This window comes from Caballeronia sp. LZ019 (assembly GCF_031450825.1).
Taxonomy (GTDB): domain Bacteria; phylum Pseudomonadota; class Gammaproteobacteria; order Burkholderiales; family Burkholderiaceae; genus Caballeronia.
The window spans coordinates 2,553,101-2,570,911 of the sequence record NZ_JARTVZ010000005.1 but is presented as its reverse complement, the minus strand read 5'-3'; the positions used below and the strand labels follow the sequence as shown (position 1 = coordinate 2,570,911).

Genomic DNA, 17,811 nt, shown 5'->3' with positions numbered 1-17,811 from the left:
TCGCGCAAAAGATCGCTCCACGCACCGCGCAGCGCCGTGCGTCGCCAATCGAAAAGCGTCGCCGCTCCTGCGTCAGCGATCGTTCGCCATCGCCTTGAGACGATCGTTGCCGGCGTCGCGGGCGGCGTCGGCGGTGGCGAAGTTTTCTTCCGACACCATCGCGCGCTTGACCTCCTGCGCCTCGAAATCGACGAGCGCGAGCACCCACACGAAGCCGCCTGCCTGTTCCGCCGTCTGCACGAACGCGCGGAGCCTGCCTTCATTCGACGATGCCATCACGATCTCCCATTCTTGAATGCGCTGCCGTCAGGGTTCGAAGTCGAGTCCGCCGAGCAACACCGACGGCTCCGCTTGCGAGCGCGTGACGAAATCGACTTCGCGCGCGCCTTGCCATGCGGCGAACTTCGCGCCGAGCGAATCCAGATACCGTTGAAAGCGCGCTTCGCCGCCGGGGCGCAGCAGGCGCTCGATTTCGTCCTCGTCCCAGGTGAGGAACACGCTGAGATCGAACGGATATTGACGCGCCCGCTCGCCGTTGTCATGCGGCGGCGCACTGACGTGCAGCCGCGTCGGTGCAAAAGGATGTTCGTACGGAACGATGTCGATACGCAGGCCACGGCCGATCTGCCGCGCGACGCATTCGACGATGCGCGGCATGAATTCCGCTTCGAACCTGAGCGCCTGTTCCCGATTCAATGCATGTTCTCCGCTGCGCCCGAGCCGGATGCGCTCAGACGGGCGGCAGGTCTTCGAGCGATTTCTCGATCTGCCCGTCCTGCACGCGCGCCTCGATGCCGACGTGGCCGTTCGCGTAGGGCAACGCGCTGACCTTGGGTCCGAGAAACGTTCGGCCGCCGAGAGTGAAGAGCGTGCGGACTTCCTTGCCGCTTTTGATGGCGTCCACGACTTGCCGGACATCCACGATGCTGGTGGGAGCCGCCCATTCGTTCCTGGCGGAATCGAAACTGCCCCAGCGCACGTTGGTCACACGGTCGTTGACCCAGCGCACGCCGTCGATCGCCAAAGTAGCCATAGCTGCCTCCATGGTCGTCGTTCGGGGGTGGTGGTCTGACGATGCTAGCACGGTGCATCGTGCCGTGGCGCACTTGCTCTTCGGCTTACTTCGCGATGGCGTCGCTCGCGGGACTGTTATGCAGCATGCGGTCGCTGTTCGGCGGCGGGTTCGGGCGCTTGACGGGCATGTTGTCGGGGTTGTGCGGGCGCGTCGCGCTCGCTGCGGGCGACCCGGGCGCGTCGGGCGGCTTGACCATCGACGCGTTGTCGTCGGGGCGCGCGGCCTGCGTGTGTTGTGCCTGTGCGGCGAGCGCGGCGCAGAAAAGCGCGCCTGCCGCGATCAGTTGCTTTGCCATGGTCGCCTCCGTTCGAACGCCATCGTTCTGATGTGACAGGCGTTTGTCCGAAAGATTCGCGTCCCGGGCGGCGCAAACGTGATTGTCCCTCTGCGTTAAAATCGTGGATTCGCCGCCATCCGACGCCGTTCGTCTCATCGCCATGTCCGCCGTTCCCAAGATCAGCCCCCGCCGCGTGTCCGTTGCTCCGATGATGGACTGGACGGATCGCCATTGCCGGTCGTTGCACCGGCTCGTCTCGCGCCATGCGTGGCTGTACACAGAGATGGTGACGACCGGCGCGCTGCTGTACGGCGATGTCGCGCGGCATCTTGCCTTCACGCCCCACGAAGCGCCTGTCGCGCTGCAACTCGGCGGCAGCGAGCCCGACGATCTCGCCAGAAGCGCGAAGCTCGGCGAGCAGTGGGGCTACGACGAAATCAACCTGAATTGCGGATGCCCGTCCCAGCGCGTGCAGCGCGGCGCATTCGGCGCGTGCCTGATGAAGGAACCGCAGCTCGTCGCCGACTGCGTGAAGGCGATGCGCGATGCCGTTTCCATTCCGGTGACCGTCAAGCACCGCATTGGCGTCGATGCAGTCGAGGACTACGCGTTCGTGCGCGATTTCGTCGGCACGGTGGCGGATGCGGGGTGCGAGGTGTTCATCGTCCATGCGCGCAACGCCATCCTGAAGGGCCTCAGTCCGAAGGAGAATCGCGAGATTCCGCCACTCAAGTATGAGTATGCGTACCGGCTGAAGCGCGACTTTCCGCATCTGGAAATTTCGATCAACGGCGGCATCAAGACGCTCGATGAAGTCGAAGAGCACCTGAAGCATGTCGATGGCGTGATGCTCGGACGCGAGGCGTATCACAATCCTTTCGTCCTGGCTGAAGTCGATAAGCGCTTCTATGGCGCTGCGTCGCCGGTTCCGACGCGGGAGGACATCGAGGCGGGGCTGATCGAGTATGCGCGTGCGGAGCTCGCCCGCGGCACGTATCTCGGCGCGGTAACGCGGCATGCGCTCGGCTTGTATCGCGGCGAAGCGGGTGCGCGCGGATGGCGGCGCGTGTTGTCGGACAGCAAGAGACTCGCGAAGGGCGACCTCGGCATCTTCGATGAAGCGCGCGGCCACTTGCGCGATGGCGTCGAAGCGATCGAGGCGTGAAGCATGCCGGCAAGCACGGATCGCAAAAAAATGCTCGAAAGGGCTAGGCAAGCGGAAACTCAGTTCGTATAATCTCGCTTCTCGATCGGCAGGCAATTCTGCTGAAGCGAGAAGGCAGTAAAACTGCTGTCAGTGGTGGCTGTAGCTCAGTTGGTAGAGTCCAGGATTGTGATTCCTGTCGTCGTGGGTTCGAGTCCCATCAGCCACCCCAAGATTTCAGGCAAAAAGCCCAGTCGAAGACTGGGCTTTTTGCTTTCCGGCGCTTCCAAATGCGGTCGCGCATCGGCCGGCTGCTCAACGCCCGCCCCTATAATGGCGCTCGTCACGATAACCGAGCGAGCCGCCGTCTCGCCCGCCCGCGGTCCAGCCAATGCAAAAACTCATTCTGCCGTTCGTCTCAGGCTTTCTCGCCGCCCTCTTCTTTCGTGAATCGACTTACGCGCTGCTGCACGCAGCGGGACTCATCGATGCAACCGGCTTCTCCACCGCGCCGTTCCTGCCGCTCGGCATCCCCGAGTTCATCGCCCATGCGTTGTGGAGCGCCGTCTTCGCCGTCCTGATGGCGTGGCTGCTGCGCGTCGCGCCCGACAACCGCGCACCGTGGATCGGCGCGCTCGTGTTCGGCGGCATCGTGCTGACGGCGGTGAGCGCCTTCGTGATCGATCCGGCCCGCGGCATCTGGCCGGCCGGCAACATGTTGCCGCGCCTCGCGCCGAGCTTCATCGCGAACGCCATCTGGGGCTGGGGCGCGCTCGTCTTCATGCGCGCATTCATGGGACGCGGCGAAGCGCACTAGGCGCCTCACGCGCGAGCGCAACGACCGTCAGTCCTTGAGCAGCCGCAGCGGGTGCGTCGCCGGAGACCACGCGCCGTCGAACATGTGCTCGACGTCTTTCGGCTCGACATCCTCGGCGCGCCTGACCTTCCATGCCGGCTGGTCGTCCTTGTCGACGATACGCGCGCGTATCCCCTCCACCACGTCGCCGCGCTCGAACACCGAGCGCGTGAGATCGAGGTCGCGGCGCAGCGTCTCGGCCATCGTCGAGAAGCGCGCCCGATCTACCTGCTGAAGCGATACATCGACGGACAGCGGCGAGCGTTCGCGCAACTGCGCCGCCGTGCTGCGCGCCCACGCGCTTCCCGACGCGTCGGCTTCGCGTTCCAGCGACGCCAGAATCGCCGCGCCGTTGCCCGCCGCGAAACACTTGTCGATGAGCGGTCGGGCTTCCGCCAGCGCGCTGGCGTCGGGGATCGGCGAGACCTTGTACTTCGTCGTCTCGTTCTCGATGAAACGCATGATGTCCACGCCATCCAGAAAACGCTGGTGCCGCAGCGATTCGATCAGCCCGGGCAGCGCGCCATCGTCGAGATAGGCGTCGGCCATGCGGGCATAGAGCGCATCGGCCGCGCCCATGCTCGCGCCCGTCGCCGCGAGATAGCGGCCGATCGCGCCCGGCGCACGCGCCAGGAACCAGCTCACGCCGACATCCGGGAACAGGCCGATGCGCGTCTCGGGCATCGCCATCTTCGTGGACTGCGTGACGATGCGCAGCCCGCCCGTATGATGCGCGCCCTGCGAGATGCCCATGCCGCCGCCCATCACGACGCCGCTCACGACCGCGACATACGGCTTCGGAAACGTGAAGATCGCGTGGTTGAGCTTGTATTCGTCGATGAAGAACGCGTCGATCGCATCGCGGTCGCCCGCCTTCGCCGCGTCGTATAGAAAGCGGATGTCGCCGCCCGCGCAGAACGCGCGCGCATGCGGGCTGTAAATCATGACGGCGCGGATGGCCTGATCGTGACGCCAGGCCCGCAGCGCTTCGCTGATCGCGCGCAGCATCGGCGGCGTCAGCGCGTTGAGCGCCTTCGGACGATCGAGCGCAATGAAGCCGATGCCGTTGGCGGTGTCGATACGGATGTCTTCAGTGGTCATCGTGTTGAGAGTCGGAACGTTCTTTCGGTCAATCACCAGAGCCAGCGGCAAGCCCGGAGCCAGCGGCGAGCCACGCATCGAGCGACAGTTCGACGAGCGCCGCCACCGGCGTCGCTGGCGGCGTCGCGCCTGTCAGTTCCAGCGCGACGATGCCATGCAGGTTCGCCCACAACGCCTGCGCGCACGCAAGCGGCGCGACGGCCTTCAGCGCGGCAAACGCATCCGCGAAAACCGACAGCATCGCGGTGTCGGCGGCGCCCGCTGCATCGGCGGGTTCCATGAACATCAGCCGATACATCTCCGGCTCCGCCATGCTGAACTCGACGTACGCGCGACCCATCGCTCTCAGGCGCGCGGCGGGATCAGCAAGCGTCGCGTGCGGAGCAAAGGCCGCGCGCAGTTGCGCATTTCCTTCCTCGCGCAACGCTCGCGCGATCTCGCCGCGGCTCCTGAAATGAAGATAGAGCGCCGCCGGCGAGTAGTCGATCGCATCGGCCAGCTTGCGCATGGAGAGCGACGCGAGTCCCTCGCTCCTCACGATGCCGCGCGAGACTTCGAGTATGCGCTCACGCAGCGCGTCGCGCTGCCGTTGCTTGTGCTGGCGCAATTGCCGTGTCCGCTCTTCATCCGGACTCATGCGAGGCATTGTCGGCACCGTTACTTTCCACGTCAATTTTGAAAACGGGCGGCGATGCCGCGCAAGACGCCGCCGCTCAGACGATCATCGGTCCGTCGTCGTCCCTGCGTGTTGCCGAAGCCGCACGATAAAGCGGCTCGTCCGAGTCGCCCAGCACGGCGGAAGCGAACACGATGCAGAAGCCAAGAATCAGGACACCGACGGCCGCCCAGATGAGCCACAGTGCATTGGACTCGACGAGCGAATGAAGAAAAGAGTGAAGCATGACGACCCCGAGCGATTCTTATAATGGATGCTCTGTAGAGCGAGGGCTCCCGAGCAAGTAATATGCCGAGCGAATCGCATCGCACGCGGCAGAATCGTTGTCATGTTACTCCGAGGCGCGAGCGCGCGAAAGGAGACCGCCGCCGCTGGAAGCTCTTACACCGCATGCGTGTAAGAGGGTAAGAGGCGCTCATGTCACTCGCCTGTCACCGCAGCACTACTCCACCGTCACGCGTCCCGGCGGAAAATGCCCGCTTTTAAGAAGCACGGGCATGCCGTTCGTCACGCGCAAGTGTTCTCGCGCGACTTCCTCGATGCGCGCGCGCCCCGCATCGAACGCGCCGATCCAGCCGGCGCTGTCGTACGTCTGTGCGCCAAAGTGATCTTCGAGCGCTTCGACAGAAATGGCGCACGGCACGCGCCGGCCGTCGACCAGCGCGGCGAACTCGATCGTGAGATTGGAATCGCGATAATCCGGCGCGTCGGGAAGGAAACGAATGTCCATGATTGTCTCGTTGCAGAAACGTCTTTCCGCTCGGTGTCGCTGCGGCAAGCGGACTCGCGCGCGCATGACGTTCAGGGCGACCATGGTACTCGCCGATGCGCCGGCAGGTCCAGCGCGCGCCATCGCGCACGCGCGACTCAGGCGTCGAGCACGTCGTCGTCGATGTCGACGACGAGCAGTGAGCTCGCGCGCGGATCGGCGTAATTGAAATCGAGGTGACGGCTCATTTCGCGCACGCGCTGGCATACTCGCTCGCGTGCATCGTTCGGCAGATGCGGATAGTCGCGCAGCACGCGCGGGTTGAAGCGGTAATGTACGCCCCACGCGATATTGCCCGCATGATTCGCCACGCCGCCCGTGCGCCAGCTGACGAACAGCGCAGGTGTCGTGTCCGTGCCGATCTCGGCGATATCCGCACTGCTCGGAAACAGATCGACGAGGCAGTGCGCGATATCGTAAAGCACGGCGTGGCGAAGATGGATGGCTCGCATCATGTCGATTGCAGCAACCGGTCGATGTAATCGCGCGCCGCCTGTTCGACGTGCGCGAGTGCTTCCTCCTCGGTGGCGAAGCGCCGCTCGGGGCCGAGGTTGACGAGCGCCTCGAAGTGGCGCGCGTTGTCGGGACCGCCCTGCCCGAGGCTCACCGAACCGACGTAGATGCCCGCGCCCGCCTGACCGTCCTTGCCCTCGTGCGCGTGCACGAGTCGCGCCGATGCGCTGATGTAATAGCTCCGGTACGGTCCCGTGACTCTTTCCGCCATTGCTGTTGCCTCCTTGCCTGGTCGTGTGCTCGCGTCGCTCCGTACAGCACGAGGCGACTGCAAATCGAACCGATTACGAATCGAATAAGGCGCGCGATCCGGCAAATAGTTCACGGCACGTCAATGCTGGATCGAGCTCGCGCCTCGTGATCGACGCCTCGCAAGGGGCGCGCCCGCGTCGCGTCGCCGGCGTATGGGACAATGCGGATCTCAAAAAGACGCGCGGCGCGGGCTCGGCATCGCGCAGTCAGAACTCAAGAGGTACAGATGAAGCGATCCGATCGGCGAAAGAGCCGGCTCTCCGCTACTGCGAATACGGTTTCGATGCCGCGCGATATGCGCGACGTTTCATGGCTGCGCGCGTCCATGTTCGGCGCGGCGGCGTTAGCGATGGCGGGGCTGGGCGCCTGCGCGTCGTCGAATGATGCTTCGCTCATCAATCTGCCCGATGGGCAGACCGGCTACGCCGTCAATTGCAGCGGCGCGGACGCCGGATCGAGCTGGGCAAGCTGCTATGTGCTTGCCGGCAAGGCGTGCGGCGCGACGGGTTACGACATCGTGTCGAAGGACAACGAAGAAGGCGGGCCCACGGGCGGCGGCATCAGCAACGTGATATCGGCGAACGTGAAGAATCGTTCGATGATCATTCGCTGCAAGTAGGCTGGCGACGCCTGCCCCAGGCGACGCCGCCGTCTAGTGACGGTCGAGCGCGAGCGACGCGAAGCTGTGTCCGAGGACGGCGCACAACGCCTCGACGACCATCTCGTGATCTTTCCGCTGCGGCAGTCCCGACACCGCGACCGATCCGATCACGCCCGCATTCGCGACGCGAATCGGAAACGCCCCGCCATGCGCGGCGTACTGAACAGGATCGAGGCCGTATTTGTCGGCGAGCGTGGCGCCGCTTTGCTGGAGCGTCAGTCCGATGGCATATGAACTGCGGCGGAAGTGCTCGACCGTTTTCGATTTACGCTCGGCCCAACGCGCATTGTCGGGCGTAGCGCCATCGAGTGCGGCGAAGAACAGGCGATGGCCGAAGGTGCGCACGTCGATCGCCACGGCTGCATCGCGCGCAAGCGCCATCTCGCGCAATTGCGATCCCAATTGCCAGGAGTGATCGGCGTGGAACTGCGGGAACACGAGCGTGTTCTCCTGCTGCGCGATGGCTTGAAGATCGTGTGGAAGGTCCATCGTCTTTCCTTGCGTGAGTTGGACGGATGATGCCCGGATCGGCAGCGTGTCGCGCAAAAACAAAAAACCCGCTCAGAGGCGGGTTTGATGATGCGACGGGCTTTCCAGTTCTGCTAGTGGTTGCGGGGGTAGGATTTGAACCTACGACCTTCGGGTTATGAGCCCGACGAGCTGCCAGACTGCTCCACCCCGCGTCCGTCGAAGAAAAGATTATAGGGCATCGTTCTATCGAGCGCAATGATTAGTTGAACATTCGCGCTTTTGCCAAATAAACAAGCCGCGCGTTTTCGGCCACTCGGTCGCAAAGGCGTCCGAAGCGTGCGTGGCATAATCGACCGCTATCACTTCACCATCATCATCGATACAAGAACGCGGCATGCAGGCTTTGCGTCGGGGAAAAATCGGGAGAGTCGGCGGGATCGTGGCCCTGTGCGCGATGCTGCTGCTCTCGTTCGCGCCCGCCGCATCGCAATGGCTGAACGCACAGCGCGTCGATGCGCAGTTCGCCTCCGTCTGCGCGTCGGGAGACTCGCGGGCGGAAGCGCCATCGCACGCCGATGACCACGCCCTCACCCATCTCGAAGCCTGCGGCTATTGCGACTTCATTGCGCATGCTCCGACGCCGCCGGCGCCTCATGTCGCGCTCGCGTCATTGCGCTTGCCGCGCGACTCATTCCCTGCGATAGAACGCGCCGGCACCATGCATCGCGTCCGCTTCGACGATGCCCAACCGCGCGCACCGCCCGCGCTCGCCTGACCTGCTGTTTCTCTTGCAAGCTAATCAGGCATCACCAAGGACAACACCATGACGATCCAATCCGCCTTGCGCGGCATGCTCGCGTTCGCGCTCATCGCGTCGGCGCAAGTCGCATTCGCTCACGCGCTTCCCAAGCTGCAGCAACCCGGCCCCGGCGCAACGGTCAGCGCGCCCCACGAGGTGTCGATCGTATTCGGCGAAGCGCTCGAACCGACGTTCAGCTCCATGCTCGTCACCAACGCGCAAGGCACGCAAGTCAATACCGCGAAGTCCGTCGTCGATACGAACGACAAAAAACACATGAGCGTCGCACTGGGCGATCTGCCGCCGGGCGTTTATAACGTGCAGTGGACGGCGGTCGCCGCCGACGGACATCGCACGCAAGGTCACTACAACTTCACGGTCAAGTGAGGCCGCAATGAAAAAAACCGCTGTACTGTTGGGCGCGCTCGTGTGTGCGTCCTTCGCGCCGTTCCTCTCCGCCGCGCACGCGGCCACGCTCGAAGCGCGCGACTGCTGGGTCCGTGCGATGCCGCCGAATCTGCCGTCGTCGGGATACTTCGTGGTCGCGAACAACGGCGACAAGCCCGCGACGCTCAGCGCCGCCGACACCCCCGCATTCGGCATGACGATGATGCACAAGTCGGAAAACAAGGGCGGCACGGCGACGATGTCCGCGGTCGAAACCGTCGATGTCCCCGCGCACGGCACGCTCGCGTTCGCGCCGAAGGGCTATCACCTGATGCTCGAAGAGCCAGGCAAGGCGGTGCAGGTCGGCTCGACGATTCCGCTCACCCTCACGTTCGCCGACAAGAGCACGGTCAAGGTCGATTGCGCGGTGAAATCGGCGGCGACGGTCGGCAAGTAACGCCGCCGCAGAAGCGTTCGGAAAACAAAGCGCGCCGGGCGTCGTCAGACGCCCGGCGCGCTTTTTCATGCGTTCGACGAAGCCGTTACCTCACGGCCTGTTGAACATGTCCATGATCTGCCGGCGCTCGTCGGTGGTGACTTGCGGCACCGGCGGCGCCTGCATGCCGGCCGGGCCGACGCCGCCCGCCGTGGTGGAATCGCCGGCCATCGGATTGCTGTTGTCAAGGCCGATGCTCGCGACGAAGCCCGCGCCGGGCGTACGGTCGGCGAAGAAGAGTTCGCCGTCAACAGTCGCGATGCCGTCGGGCATCGGCATCTGCTGCTGCGGGATGCCACGCAGCGCGCGTCCCATGTACTCGACCCAGATCGGCAACGCGAGCTGCGCGCCGAATTCCTTGCTGCCGAGCGACTTCGGCTGGTCGTAGCCCATCCACGCCACCGCCACGAGCTGACGCTGATAGCCCGCGAACCAGCCGTCCTTCGCGTCGTTGGTCGTGCCGGTCTTGCCCTGCAGATCGTTGCGCTTGAGCACGTTGGTGCCGGAGCCGGTGCCCGACGTCGCCACCGTATGCAGCAGGCTGTTCATCACATACGCGTTGCGCGGCTCGAGCGTCTGCGGCGCATTGCTCCCCGCGGTCAGCGGATCGGCGCGAGAAATCACCGTGCCGCGCGCATCCGCGATCTGCGCGATCAGATACGGATTGATGCGATAGCCGCCGTTCGCGAACACCGAATATGCCCCGCTCAACTGCAGCGGCGTGACGAGTCCTGCCCCGAGCGCGAGCGGCAGATACGGCGGCGTCTTGTCCTTGTCGAAGCCGAATTTCTGCGTGACGAAGTCCTGCGCGTAGCTCGTCCCGATATACGAAAGGATACGGATCGACACGAGATTCTTCGATTTCTGCAAGCCGGTGCGCATCGACATCGGGCCGTCGGGCTGATCGTCGTCCTTCGGCTCCCACGGCTCGCCGCCCGCCGGCGCGGGGAAATACAGCGGCGCATCGTTGATGATGGTCGCGGGTCCGAGCCCCTTGTCGAGCGCCGCCGAATAGATGAACGGCTTGAAGCTCGAACCCGGCTGACGCCACGCCTGCGTGACGTGATTGAACTTGTTCTTGTTGAAGTCGAAGCCGCCGACGAGCGCGCGAATCGCGCCGTCTTGCGGCGTCATCGAAACGAGCGCGCCTTCCACTTGCGGCAACTGCGTGATCTGCCAGTTGCCCTTCGCATCCTTCGTCAGGCGAACGATGGAACCCGGCTTGATCGCAAGCGCCTTCGACGCATTGCTGCGCAGCGCCGCCGCGACGAAGCGCAAGGCGTCGCCGGAGATCGTCGCCGTCTCGCCGCCGACGAACTGCGCCGTCACCTGCTTCGGCGTCGCCGACGTGACTACCGCCGCGACGAGATCGCCGTTATCCGGATGATCGACGAGCGCATCTTCGATCGACTCGGCGCGATCGTCCGATGCCGACGGCAAATCGATATGCCCTTCCGGCCCGCGATAGCCGTGACGGCGCTCGTAATCCATCACGCCCTTGCGCACGGCGCGATAAGCGGCGTCCTGATCGGCGGAACTGATGGTCGTCGTGACGGTGAGGCCGCGCGTGTAGGTCTCTTCCTTGTACTGCGCGTACATCATCTGCCGCACCATTTCCGCGACGTACTCGGCATGCACACCGTATTCCGTTCCGGACGACTTCGTGTGCAGCTCTTCGGCGATGGCCTGATCGTACTGATCGCGCGTGATGAAGTTGAGGTCCAGCATGCGCTTGAGAATGTACTGCTGACGCACTTTCGCGCGCTTCGGGTTCACCACCGGGTTATAGGCCGACGGCGCTTTCGGCAGGCCGGCGAGCATCGCGGATTCCGCGAGCGTGATGTCCTTCAGGTCCTTGCCGAAGTACACGCGCGCCGCAGCGGAAAAGCCGTACGCACGCTCGCCGAGATAGATCTGGTTCATGTACAGCTCGAGAATCTGATCTTTCGTGAGCGCGCGCTCGATCTTGTACGCGAGCAGCATTTCGTAGATCTTGCGCGTGTAAGTCTTTTCGCTCGACAGGAAGAAGTTGCGCGCCACCTGCATGGTGATCGTGCTTGCGCCCTGCGATGCGCCGCCGTGCATCAGATCGGTCACGCCCGCCCGAAGAATGCCGATGAAATCGACGCCGCCGTGATCGTAGAAGCGATAGTCCTCGATCGCGAGCACCGCTTTCTTCATCTGATCAGGAATGTCCTGGAAGCGCACGAGGCTGCGCCGCTCTTCGCCGAATTCGCCGATCAGCACGTGATCGGCCGTATAGACGCGCAGCGGCACCTTCGGCCGATAGTCGATGAGCGCGTTGAGCGACGGCAGGTTGGGTTCCATCACGACGAGCGCATACCCGACGATCAGCGCGCCGACCACTGCGGCGATCGCCGCGAGGCCCGCGAACCACATTGCGATGCGTGCGAATGGAGAGCGTCCGCGTCCGCGTCCGCCACGGCCGTCGCGTCCGCCGCCGCTATTGCGGTCATTGCGGCCGTTGCGGCCATTGCGGCCGTTGCCGCCGCCATCGTCGCGTGAGTCGTTGCGTGAGTCGTTCCAGCGAGGCTCGCGGTCGTATCGCGATGTTTTCGAAGAGTCGGGACGTTTGATGATAGGCATGACAGGGATGGTTCCGCGCGCGTAGAAGCGCGCGCTGCGTCGCTGATCGAGGCGCCGGCGAGCGCATGTACGCGGACGCGGCAAAGACGAGACGAGCGGATGAGCGGGCCGGTATCGACCGTGGGTAACAGCGCATTTTAAAGAATTCGGCCACGCTGCTACAAAACACACCGCATTTTTTTGTAAGTAAATGCCGCCGGTCAGCCGTTTCGCGCGGCTCAGGGAAAACGCGCGGTTACCCACAGAAAGTGTTGAGAGCCTTGTGGACAACCTTATGAGAAAATAGGCAAGCCATTGATCGGCCGCGGTTTTCCCTGCACGCTCAAGCGCTGTCCAGTTCGAGGCGAGTGACGGCGAAAGCGGGACTGAGGGCACGCACACCGACGCGCCGAACCGATATGATGGATGCTCGTTTTCCCGCCGTTTCGCCGGCGAACGATCGCAATAATGAAGTGACGCTGTTTCGATAATCAGGACCGCGTTTGCTATGTTTGCAATCGCCTTACTGTCTGCGAGCTTCTCATGACGACCAAGCCAACCGAACGCATCGTTGTATTCGTGACCCCCGCGCAGAAGCTCGCTATCAGCAAGACTGCGGACGATCTCGGCGTCAGCGTGAGCGAGCTGATGCGGCGCGCGGTGCTCAACTTCAATGCGACGAGCGAGCAGATCAAGGCCGCAGGCATCGTCGATCGCCTGCGCGCGCCGAAGACGCCCGATCCTCTCCATATCGCGCTGCGCAGCGTCGCCGCGAAAGCCGCGGCCCGCGAAGCGCGCGAAGCCGCGAATGCAAACCGGCGCGCGGCGAGTACGCAGATCGTGACGGGTTCGCCGACACCGCAACCCGTGCTTCCCGCCGATGCGGAACCTGCTGGCGAAGACGCGTCGCTGACCGGCGACGGACGCGCCGGCCACTGACATCATCGCGCCTCTTTTCGTGCCGCCTTTCCTTCGCGGCATGCGCTCGCGCGCCTTCACGCGCCGTTACACTCCTTAACGTTGCTTAAGTCCACATTAAGTCGCGGCGTGCTTTAATAGACGGGGTAAACCCGCGCACGAACGTGACACGCACGAGGCTTGCAAACCGCTCGACGCCCCCTCACATTCGACGCGCGCACAACAGTTCATGCGCGCATATGCGCAACGCATGCAGCGGTTCCATCAAGGAGAAATACATGTCGCTTTTCGATTCCATCTCGCGCACCGTCAAGGGCCTTCTGAACGACGCCGCCGACACCATGCAGGACCCGTCGCGAGACGCGCGGCAGATCGTGCGCGAACTCGACGACAGCATCGGCAAGGCGGAGAACTCGCTCATCGAGATCGAGGCGCAGGTCGCCACGCAGCAAAGCAAGCGCGACGCCGCCGCCGACAAGGCGAAGAAGTACGAAGACGGCGCGAAGCGCGCCTTGCAGGCCGGCGACGAAGCCCTCGCACGCGAAGCGCTTGCCGCGCAAGCCAATGCCGAGACGGAACGGGATGCACTCGCCGCCGAACTGCTGACCCTCGTGCCCTCGGTCGATCATCTCAAGCAGCAGATTGCGGATATGCGTCAGCGCCGCAACGACCTCAACGCGCGCTCGAACATCCTGCAAGCGAAGCAGCAGATCGCGCAAGCGAAGGACACGGCGGCGACGGCGCTCGGCGGCATCGGTGGAAAGAATCTGTCCGAGGACTTCCAGAAGCTCGAAGACAAGGTGCAGCTTGCGAACGCCCGCTCGGACGCGCGCCTCAATTCCGCTGACCAGAAGTCCGGCAAGGCGCTCGACGACAAGCTGGCCGCGCTCAACCGCGGGCCATCCGTCGAAGACCGTCTGGAAGCGTTGAAGAAGCAGTTGAACACGCCGGCGCAGTAACGATGCCTCTTGCCGCGCCGGGCATTCGCCTTGCGTCGGCCCGGTATCTGGCAATTCGCATGAGACCGGAGCTCGAAGCTCCGGTCGACAATGGAGACGGGCGTTTATCGCGTCCGGCCCGCTCATGAAAAAAACACTGACGGCTCTGGCCTTATCGATGTCCATCGCGCTGTCCGTCGCGTCGCCGCTTGCGTTCGCGGTGCCGACGGCGCAGCAGGTCGAGCAATCGATGACGCAGGGCAACTGGCGGCAAGCCGATGCGCAACTGAGCGAAGTGCTTCAGGCGCATCCGAACAACGCCCACGCGCATTACCTCTACGCGCAGGTTCTCGACCGCGAAGGCCGCTATAGCGATGCCCTTTCGCACCTGCAGCAGGCCCGCTCGCTGGATCCTTCGATCAAGTTCACGGACCCGTCGCGGTTCGCGTCAACCGAGGCGCGCATCCGCAACGACGCGAGCCGCGCGAGCACGAACGCCGGTACCGCAACGAATCGCAGCTCGAATGGCTCGGTCACGCAGAATCCCTTCAACCCGGGACAGGCGGCGGCGCCTCGATCGCATGGCCCGTCGATGGGTATGTGGATCGGCCTCGCCGTCCTTGTCGCGGCGATTGCGCTCGTCTTGCGCTGGGGCCTGCGACGCGCCCGCGCCCGCGGCGACGGCCGCGCCACCGACGACCGCCGCGCGCAACTGAAGCGCGCGACCGAACTGCTGAACGACGTGCGTACGCTGAAGCTCGATGTGAAGCTGTCCACGGCGCCCGGCCACGAAGCGCTGCTGCGCGATGTCGAAGGCACGGAAACGCAGCTGCGCGAGATGGTGGAAGCGCTGTCGAACTCGAAGAATCCGGTGCCGCCGTATGCGATCGAGGACCTCGAGAATCAGATGGAAAGTCTGAAGGCGCGCGCGGAAGGCCGGCCCGATCCGAACGCCGCTCAGGCAGGTTCGCCGGGACAATCGCCGTATGCGCAGGAAGCCGAGCGTTTCGGGCGCTATCAGCAGCAGCCGTATCCGCAACAGGGACAAGCGCCCTATCCACAGCAGGGGCAACAGCCGCCCGTCATCATCCAGCAGGGCGGCGGCGGGTTCGGCGGCGGCATGGGCGGGCTTCTGACCGGCGTGTTGCTGGGCCAAGCGCTCTCGCATGGGCGCGACCGTGTGATCGAGCGCGAAGTCCCCGTCGAACATCGCAACGACGGCGGCAGCGGCGGCTTCGACTTCGGCAACAACGGGCTTGGCGACGCGGGCGGCGGCGGCCTCGACTTCGGCAACGGCTCGAACGACTGGAACGACAATAGCGGCGGAGGCATCGACCTCGGCAGCAACGACGACAACTGGCGCGATTCCTGATCGCGTCGTATCGATCAAGGCCCCGTTCCTACGGGGCCTTCGTCATTTCGGCCAGCGATTCACCCGCCGCCCAGAAAGCGGAGCAGCGCCCAGAGAAACTTGAAGAAGCCGACGATGAACTCCCAGACGCGCTCGAGCTGATCCCAGCTCGCGACGCGCAGCACGGTCTGTAGCATCATGCGGCATTGCCTGAAAAACGCATCGGAAACAATAAGGGCGGCTTTCGCCGCCCTTCTGCGATTGCAAAGATCGCATCATAACAATCGACGCCCGGCTCAACCGCCCGACTTGTTCTCGCCCTGCTCCGGCGGCACTTCGTCCGTCAGCGCGTCTTCCAGCCCCTCGATGATCCGTTGTGTCGCGCCACGCGCCTGAAGCGCGAAGAGCAGCAGCGAGCGGCCCGTCACCTGATAGACATCGCCGGCTTCGAACGTCGGCAATTCCTCGCGGATCGGCGCGTTCGTGTCGATCAGACAGCTCCACTGATCCGGCCCGGGGATATCCGGGAGCGTGAAGTCAACGACATCGTGATACGCGTTCACGACCAGCAGCAACGTCGCGTCCGATGCCGGCTTGCGGATGCCCGTCGCCTGCGCGCGGCCGTCGATGACGAGCCCGAAGCAGCGCATGCCGGGATCGTCCCATTGCTCGGGCGCGAGCGTATCGCCGCTCGGGCTCAGCCACTTCACGTCGGCGACATCCATGTCCTCGCGATATTCGCCCGTGAGGAAGCGCTGGCGGCGAAGCACCGGCAGCGTATGGCGCAGCGTCGTCAGCTTGCGGACGAAATCGGTCAGCGCGCGGCCGTCGTCGTCGATGTCCCAGTTGACCCAACTGATGTCGTTGTCCTGACAATACGCGTTGTTGTTGCCCTGCTGCGTGCGGCCGAACTCATCGCCGGCGAGCAACATGGGCGTGCCTTGCGAGAAAAGCAGCGTCGCGAGCAGATTACGCTTCTGGCGCTCGCGCAACGTGCGGATGTCGCTGTCGTCGGCCGGGCCTTCGACGCCGCAATTCCACGACTTGTTGTCCGAGTGGCCGTCCTTGTTGTCCTCGCCGTTCGCGTCGTTGTGCTTCTCGTTGTAGGAGACGAGATCGTTGAGCGTGAAGCCGTCGTGCGCGGTGATGAAGTTCACGCTCGCCCACGGACGACGCCCGCGCTTGTTGAACTTGTCGCCCGACGCGGTGATGCGTTTCGCCAGTTCCGCCGCTTCGCCCTCGTCGCCCTTCCAGAAGCCGCGCACGGTATCGCGATAGCTGTCGTTCCATTCGGCCCAGCCCGGCGGAAAGCCGCCGACCTGATAGCCGCCGGGGCCGCAATCCCACGGCTCCGCGATGAGCTTGACGCTCGAAAGAATCGGGTCTTGCCGGCAACTGTCCAGAAAGCCGCCGCCTTCGTCGAAGCCGTACGGCTCGCGGCCGAGGATAGTCGCGAGATCGAAGCGGAAGCCGTCGACGTTCATCTCCGTCACCCAGTAGCGCAGGCTGTCGGTGACCATCTGCAGCACGCGCGGATGCGAGAGATTGAGCGTGTTGCCGGTGCCGGTATCGTTGATGTAGTAGCGCGCCTGCTCCGGCATCAGCCGATAGTACGACGCGTTGTCGATGCCCCGGAACGACAGCGTCGGCCCACGTTCGTTGCCTTCGGCGGTGTGGTTGTAGACCACGTCGAGAATCACTTCGAGTCCGGCCTCGTGCAGCCGGTCGACCATCTCCTTGAACTCGGCGACGACGCCCGCGCCGCGCGCGAAGAAGCGCGGATCGGCCGCGAAGAAACCGATCGTGTTGTAGCCCCAGTAGTTCGTGAGGCCCTTGTCGAGCAGATAGCTGTCGTTCACGAACGCGTGGATCGGCAGCAGTTCGACCGACGTGACGCCCAGGCTCTTGATGTAGTCAACCACTTCCTTCTGGCCGAGCCCTTCGAACGTCCCGCGCATGTGCTCCGGAATCGCCGGATGCCGCTTCGTATAACCGCGCACGTGCGTTTCGTAGAAGATGGTGTGCTCCCACGGCACACGCACGCGCGTGGCATGCGTCCAAGTGAAATTCTGATCGACGACCTGACACTTCTGCATGAACGGCGCGCTGTCGCGTTCGTCGAAGGTGAGATCGTCGCCTTCCGCGTTCAGCGTGTAGCCGAACACGGCCGGGTCCCATTTCAGCTCGCCGACGTGCGCCTTGGCGTACGGATCGAGCAGCAGCTTGTTCGGATTGAAGCGATGCCCGCCTTCCGGCTCATACGGACCGTGCACGCGATACCCATAGACGGCGCCCGGCGCGAGGCCCTGCACGTAGACATGCCACACTTCGTCGGTGTATTCGGGAAGTTCGATGCGCTGCGTCTCCTTCTCGCCCTTCTCGTCGAAAAGGCAGAGTTCGACCTTTGTCGCGTTCGCGGAGAACAGGGCGAAGTTGACGCCCTTTCCGTCCCACGTGGCGCCGAGCGGGAACGGGGAGCCTTCGGCAATGCGATATTCGTTCGGCATGAGATGATAGTTGGATGAGGTGACGCGCACGGCG

Annotated in this window: 22 protein-coding genes and 2 tRNA genes; 10 read left to right on the top strand and 14 right to left on the bottom strand. The window is 64.1% G+C overall.

Translation table 11 applies throughout. From position 1 onward, the window contains the following. Positions 1 to 72: 72 nt before the first annotated feature. The 4 genes from P9255_RS25540 to P9255_RS25525 all read right to left on the bottom strand — a co-directional run bounded on the left by P9255_RS25540 (position 73) and on the right by P9255_RS25525 (position 1,370). Positions 73 to 276 carry a hypothetical protein gene (locus tag P9255_RS25540; protein ID WP_309764960.1) on the bottom strand — a complete coding sequence of 68 codons (204 nt, stop codon included), beginning with the start codon at positions 274 to 276 and terminating at the stop codon, positions 73 to 75. Between the two features lie 30 nt (positions 277 to 306). Beyond that, positions 307 to 696: a DUF5594 family protein gene (locus P9255_RS25535; protein WP_309790629.1), complete on the bottom strand. Its 390-nt coding sequence runs from the start codon at positions 694 to 696 to the stop codon at positions 307 to 309. A gap of 34 nt (positions 697 to 730) precedes the next feature. Continuing rightward, a complete protein-coding gene (locus tag P9255_RS25530; protein ID WP_250451351.1) occupies positions 731 to 1,033 on the bottom strand; it encodes a hypothetical protein in 303 nt (100 codons plus the stop codon). Between the two features lie 85 nt (positions 1,034 to 1,118). Beyond that, the gene (locus tag P9255_RS25525) at positions 1,119 to 1,370 is read right to left on the bottom strand and encodes a hypothetical protein (RefSeq protein ID WP_309764962.1); all 252 of its coding nucleotides are present in this window, start codon (positions 1,368 to 1,370) and stop codon (positions 1,119 to 1,121) included. A gap of 142 nt (positions 1,371 to 1,512) precedes the next feature. Here P9255_RS25525 and dusA point away from each other — a divergent pair, with 142 nt between their 5' ends. From dusA to P9255_RS25510, 3 genes are all read left to right on the top strand, one after another. Beyond that, the gene (gene dusA, locus P9255_RS25520; RefSeq protein ID WP_309790628.1) at positions 1,513 to 2,517 is read left to right on the top strand and encodes a tRNA dihydrouridine(20/20a) synthase DusA; all 1,005 of its coding nucleotides are present in this window, start codon (positions 1,513 to 1,515) and stop codon (positions 2,515 to 2,517) included. Between the two features lie 135 nt (positions 2,518 to 2,652). Beyond that, positions 2,653 to 2,728 (top strand) — tRNA-His (locus P9255_RS25515). Between the two features lie 159 nt (positions 2,729 to 2,887). Continuing rightward, on the top strand, positions 2,888 to 3,313 hold the full coding sequence (locus tag P9255_RS25510) for a hypothetical protein (RefSeq protein WP_309764964.1): 426 nt from the start codon (positions 2,888 to 2,890) through the stop codon (positions 3,311 to 3,313). A 27-nt stretch (positions 3,314 to 3,340) separates the two neighbouring features. Here P9255_RS25510 and P9255_RS25505 read toward each other — a convergent pair whose 3' ends face one another. The 6 genes from P9255_RS25505 to P9255_RS25480 all read right to left on the bottom strand — a co-directional run bounded on the left by P9255_RS25505 (position 3,341) and on the right by P9255_RS25480 (position 6,622). Further along, positions 3,341 to 4,453 carry an enoyl-CoA hydratase/isomerase family protein gene (locus tag P9255_RS25505; protein WP_309790627.1) on the bottom strand — a complete coding sequence of 371 codons (1,113 nt, stop codon included), beginning with the start codon at positions 4,451 to 4,453 and terminating at the stop codon, positions 3,341 to 3,343. A 28-nt stretch (positions 4,454 to 4,481) separates the two neighbouring features. Continuing rightward, positions 4,482 to 5,099: a TetR/AcrR family transcriptional regulator gene (locus P9255_RS25500; RefSeq protein WP_309790626.1), complete on the bottom strand. Its 618-nt coding sequence runs from the start codon at positions 5,097 to 5,099 to the stop codon at positions 4,482 to 4,484. Between the two features lie 67 nt (positions 5,100 to 5,166). Then, complete coding sequence (locus P9255_RS25495; protein WP_309790625.1) at positions 5,167 to 5,355, bottom strand: hypothetical protein; 189 nt, start codon at positions 5,353 to 5,355, stop codon at positions 5,167 to 5,169. A gap of 216 nt (positions 5,356 to 5,571) precedes the next feature. Further along, positions 5,572 to 5,859: a DUF1488 domain-containing protein gene (locus tag P9255_RS25490; RefSeq protein ID WP_309764968.1), complete on the bottom strand. Its 288-nt coding sequence runs from the start codon at positions 5,857 to 5,859 to the stop codon at positions 5,572 to 5,574. Between the two features lie 137 nt (positions 5,860 to 5,996). After that, positions 5,997 to 6,353 (bottom strand): hypothetical protein, encoded by a 357-nt coding sequence (locus tag P9255_RS25485; protein ID WP_309764969.1) that lies wholly within the window; start codon positions 6,351 to 6,353, stop codon positions 5,997 to 5,999. Continuing rightward, positions 6,350 to 6,622 (bottom strand): hypothetical protein, encoded by a 273-nt coding sequence (locus P9255_RS25480; RefSeq protein WP_309790624.1) that lies wholly within the window; start codon positions 6,620 to 6,622, stop codon positions 6,350 to 6,352. Before P9255_RS25480 ends, P9255_RS25485 begins: the two co-directional genes overlap by 4 nt. Positions 6,623 to 6,958: 336 nt before the next feature. Between P9255_RS25480 and P9255_RS25475 the strand changes: the two genes are divergently transcribed. Further along, on the top strand, positions 6,959 to 7,282 hold the full coding sequence (locus P9255_RS25475) for a hypothetical protein (RefSeq protein ID WP_404980453.1): 324 nt from the start codon (positions 6,959 to 6,961) through the stop codon (positions 7,280 to 7,282). A 33-nt stretch (positions 7,283 to 7,315) separates the two neighbouring features. Here P9255_RS25475 and P9255_RS25470 read toward each other — a convergent pair whose 3' ends face one another. Beyond that, the gene (locus P9255_RS25470) at positions 7,316 to 7,813 is read right to left on the bottom strand and encodes a heme-degrading domain-containing protein (protein WP_309790623.1); all 498 of its coding nucleotides are present in this window, start codon (positions 7,811 to 7,813) and stop codon (positions 7,316 to 7,318) included. 117 nt (positions 7,814 to 7,930) lie between these two features. Further along, positions 7,931 to 8,007 (bottom strand) — tRNA-Met (locus P9255_RS25465). A 227-nt stretch (positions 8,008 to 8,234) separates the two neighbouring features. Here P9255_RS25465 and P9255_RS25460 point away from each other — a divergent pair. From P9255_RS25460 to P9255_RS25450, 3 genes are read left to right on the top strand one after another with little or no spacing between them, the layout of a single operon-like run. Further along, a complete protein-coding gene (locus P9255_RS25460; protein ID WP_309790622.1) occupies positions 8,235 to 8,570 on the top strand; it encodes a DUF2946 domain-containing protein in 336 nt (111 codons plus the stop codon). Between the two features lie 48 nt (positions 8,571 to 8,618). Next, positions 8,619 to 8,981: a copper resistance protein CopC gene (locus P9255_RS25455; RefSeq protein ID WP_309790621.1), complete on the top strand. Its 363-nt coding sequence runs from the start codon at positions 8,619 to 8,621 to the stop codon at positions 8,979 to 8,981. 7 nt (positions 8,982 to 8,988) lie between these two features. After that, positions 8,989 to 9,438, top strand: coding sequence for a copper chaperone PCu(A)C (locus tag P9255_RS25450; protein WP_309790620.1), 450 nt, complete (start codon positions 8,989 to 8,991; stop codon positions 9,436 to 9,438). Positions 9,439 to 9,528: 90 nt separating this feature from the next. Here the strand turns inward: P9255_RS25450 and P9255_RS25445 are convergent, their stop codons facing one another. Then, positions 9,529 to 12,084, bottom strand: a complete 2,556-nt coding sequence (locus P9255_RS25445) for a penicillin-binding protein 1A (protein ID WP_309790619.1) — start codon at positions 12,082 to 12,084, stop codon at positions 9,529 to 9,531. A gap of 522 nt (positions 12,085 to 12,606) precedes the next feature. On the opposite strand from P9255_RS25445, the gene P9255_RS27345 reads away from it, so the two are divergent. The 3 genes from P9255_RS27345 to P9255_RS25430 all read left to right on the top strand — a co-directional run bounded on the left by P9255_RS27345 (position 12,607) and on the right by P9255_RS25430 (position 15,291). Next, on the top strand, positions 12,607 to 13,002 hold the full coding sequence (locus P9255_RS27345) for a plasmid mobilization protein (RefSeq protein WP_404980420.1): 396 nt from the start codon (positions 12,607 to 12,609) through the stop codon (positions 13,000 to 13,002). A 257-nt stretch (positions 13,003 to 13,259) separates the two neighbouring features. Then, positions 13,260 to 13,940 (top strand): PspA/IM30 family protein, encoded by a 681-nt coding sequence (locus tag P9255_RS25435; protein WP_309764977.1) that lies wholly within the window; start codon positions 13,260 to 13,262, stop codon positions 13,938 to 13,940. Positions 13,941 to 14,064: 124 nt separating this feature from the next. Further along, on the top strand, positions 14,065 to 15,291 hold the full coding sequence (locus P9255_RS25430; protein ID WP_309790618.1) for a tetratricopeptide repeat protein: 1,227 nt from the start codon (positions 14,065 to 14,067) through the stop codon (positions 15,289 to 15,291). 275 nt (positions 15,292 to 15,566) lie between these two features. Here P9255_RS25430 and glgX read toward each other — a convergent pair whose 3' ends face one another. Further along, complete coding sequence (glgX, locus tag P9255_RS25425) at positions 15,567 to 17,777, bottom strand: glycogen debranching protein GlgX (protein WP_309790617.1); 2,211 nt, start codon at positions 17,775 to 17,777, stop codon at positions 15,567 to 15,569. Positions 17,778 to 17,811 lie beyond the last annotated feature (34 nt).

Coding starts and splice junctions, on each gene's coding strand:
- P9255_RS25540 (WP_309764960.1), bottom strand. CDS start 276: ATGGCATCGTCGAATGAAGGCAGGCTCCGCGCGTTCGTGCAGACGGCG.
- P9255_RS25530 (WP_250451351.1), bottom strand. CDS start 1,033: ATGGCTACTTTGGCGATCGACGGCGTGCGCTGGGTCAACGACCGTGTG.
- P9255_RS25525 (WP_309764962.1), bottom strand. CDS start 1,370: ATGGCAAAGCAACTGATCGCGGCAGGCGCGCTTTTCTGCGCCGCGCTC.
- dusA (WP_309790628.1), top strand. CDS start 1,513: ATGTCCGCCGTTCCCAAGATCAGCCCCCGCCGCGTGTCCGTTGCTCCG.
- P9255_RS25510 (WP_309764964.1), top strand. CDS start 2,888: ATGCAAAAACTCATTCTGCCGTTCGTCTCAGGCTTTCTCGCCGCCCTC.
- P9255_RS25505 (WP_309790627.1), bottom strand. CDS start 4,453: ATGACCACTGAAGACATCCGTATCGACACCGCCAACGGCATCGGCTTC.
- P9255_RS25500 (WP_309790626.1), bottom strand. CDS start 5,099: ATGCCTCGCATGAGTCCGGATGAAGAGCGGACACGGCAATTGCGCCAG.
- P9255_RS25495 (WP_309790625.1), bottom strand. CDS start 5,355: ATGCTTCACTCTTTTCTTCATTCGCTCGTCGAGTCCAATGCACTGTGG.
- P9255_RS25490 (WP_309764968.1), bottom strand. CDS start 5,859: ATGGACATTCGTTTCCTTCCCGACGCGCCGGATTATCGCGATTCCAAT.
- P9255_RS25485 (WP_309764969.1), bottom strand. CDS start 6,353: ATGATGCGAGCCATCCATCTTCGCCACGCCGTGCTTTACGATATCGCG.
- P9255_RS25480 (WP_309790624.1), bottom strand. CDS start 6,622: ATGGCGGAAAGAGTCACGGGACCGTACCGGAGCTATTACATCAGCGCA.
- P9255_RS25475 (WP_404980453.1), top strand. CDS start 6,959: ATGCGCGACGTTTCATGGCTGCGCGCGTCCATGTTCGGCGCGGCGGCG.
- P9255_RS25470 (WP_309790623.1), bottom strand. CDS start 7,813: ATGGACCTTCCACACGATCTTCAAGCCATCGCGCAGCAGGAGAACACG.
- P9255_RS25455 (WP_309790621.1), top strand. CDS start 8,619: ATGACGATCCAATCCGCCTTGCGCGGCATGCTCGCGTTCGCGCTCATC.
- P9255_RS25450 (WP_309790620.1), top strand. CDS start 8,989: ATGAAAAAAACCGCTGTACTGTTGGGCGCGCTCGTGTGTGCGTCCTTC.
- P9255_RS25445 (WP_309790619.1), bottom strand. CDS start 12,084: ATGCCTATCATCAAACGTCCCGACTCTTCGAAAACATCGCGATACGAC.
- P9255_RS27345 (WP_404980420.1), top strand. CDS start 12,607: ATGACGACCAAGCCAACCGAACGCATCGTTGTATTCGTGACCCCCGCG.
- P9255_RS25435 (WP_309764977.1), top strand. CDS start 13,260: ATGTCGCTTTTCGATTCCATCTCGCGCACCGTCAAGGGCCTTCTGAAC.
- P9255_RS25430 (WP_309790618.1), top strand. CDS start 14,065: ATGAAAAAAACACTGACGGCTCTGGCCTTATCGATGTCCATCGCGCTG.
- glgX (WP_309790617.1), bottom strand. CDS start 17,777: ATGCCGAACGAATATCGCATTGCCGAAGGCTCCCCGTTCCCGCTCGGC.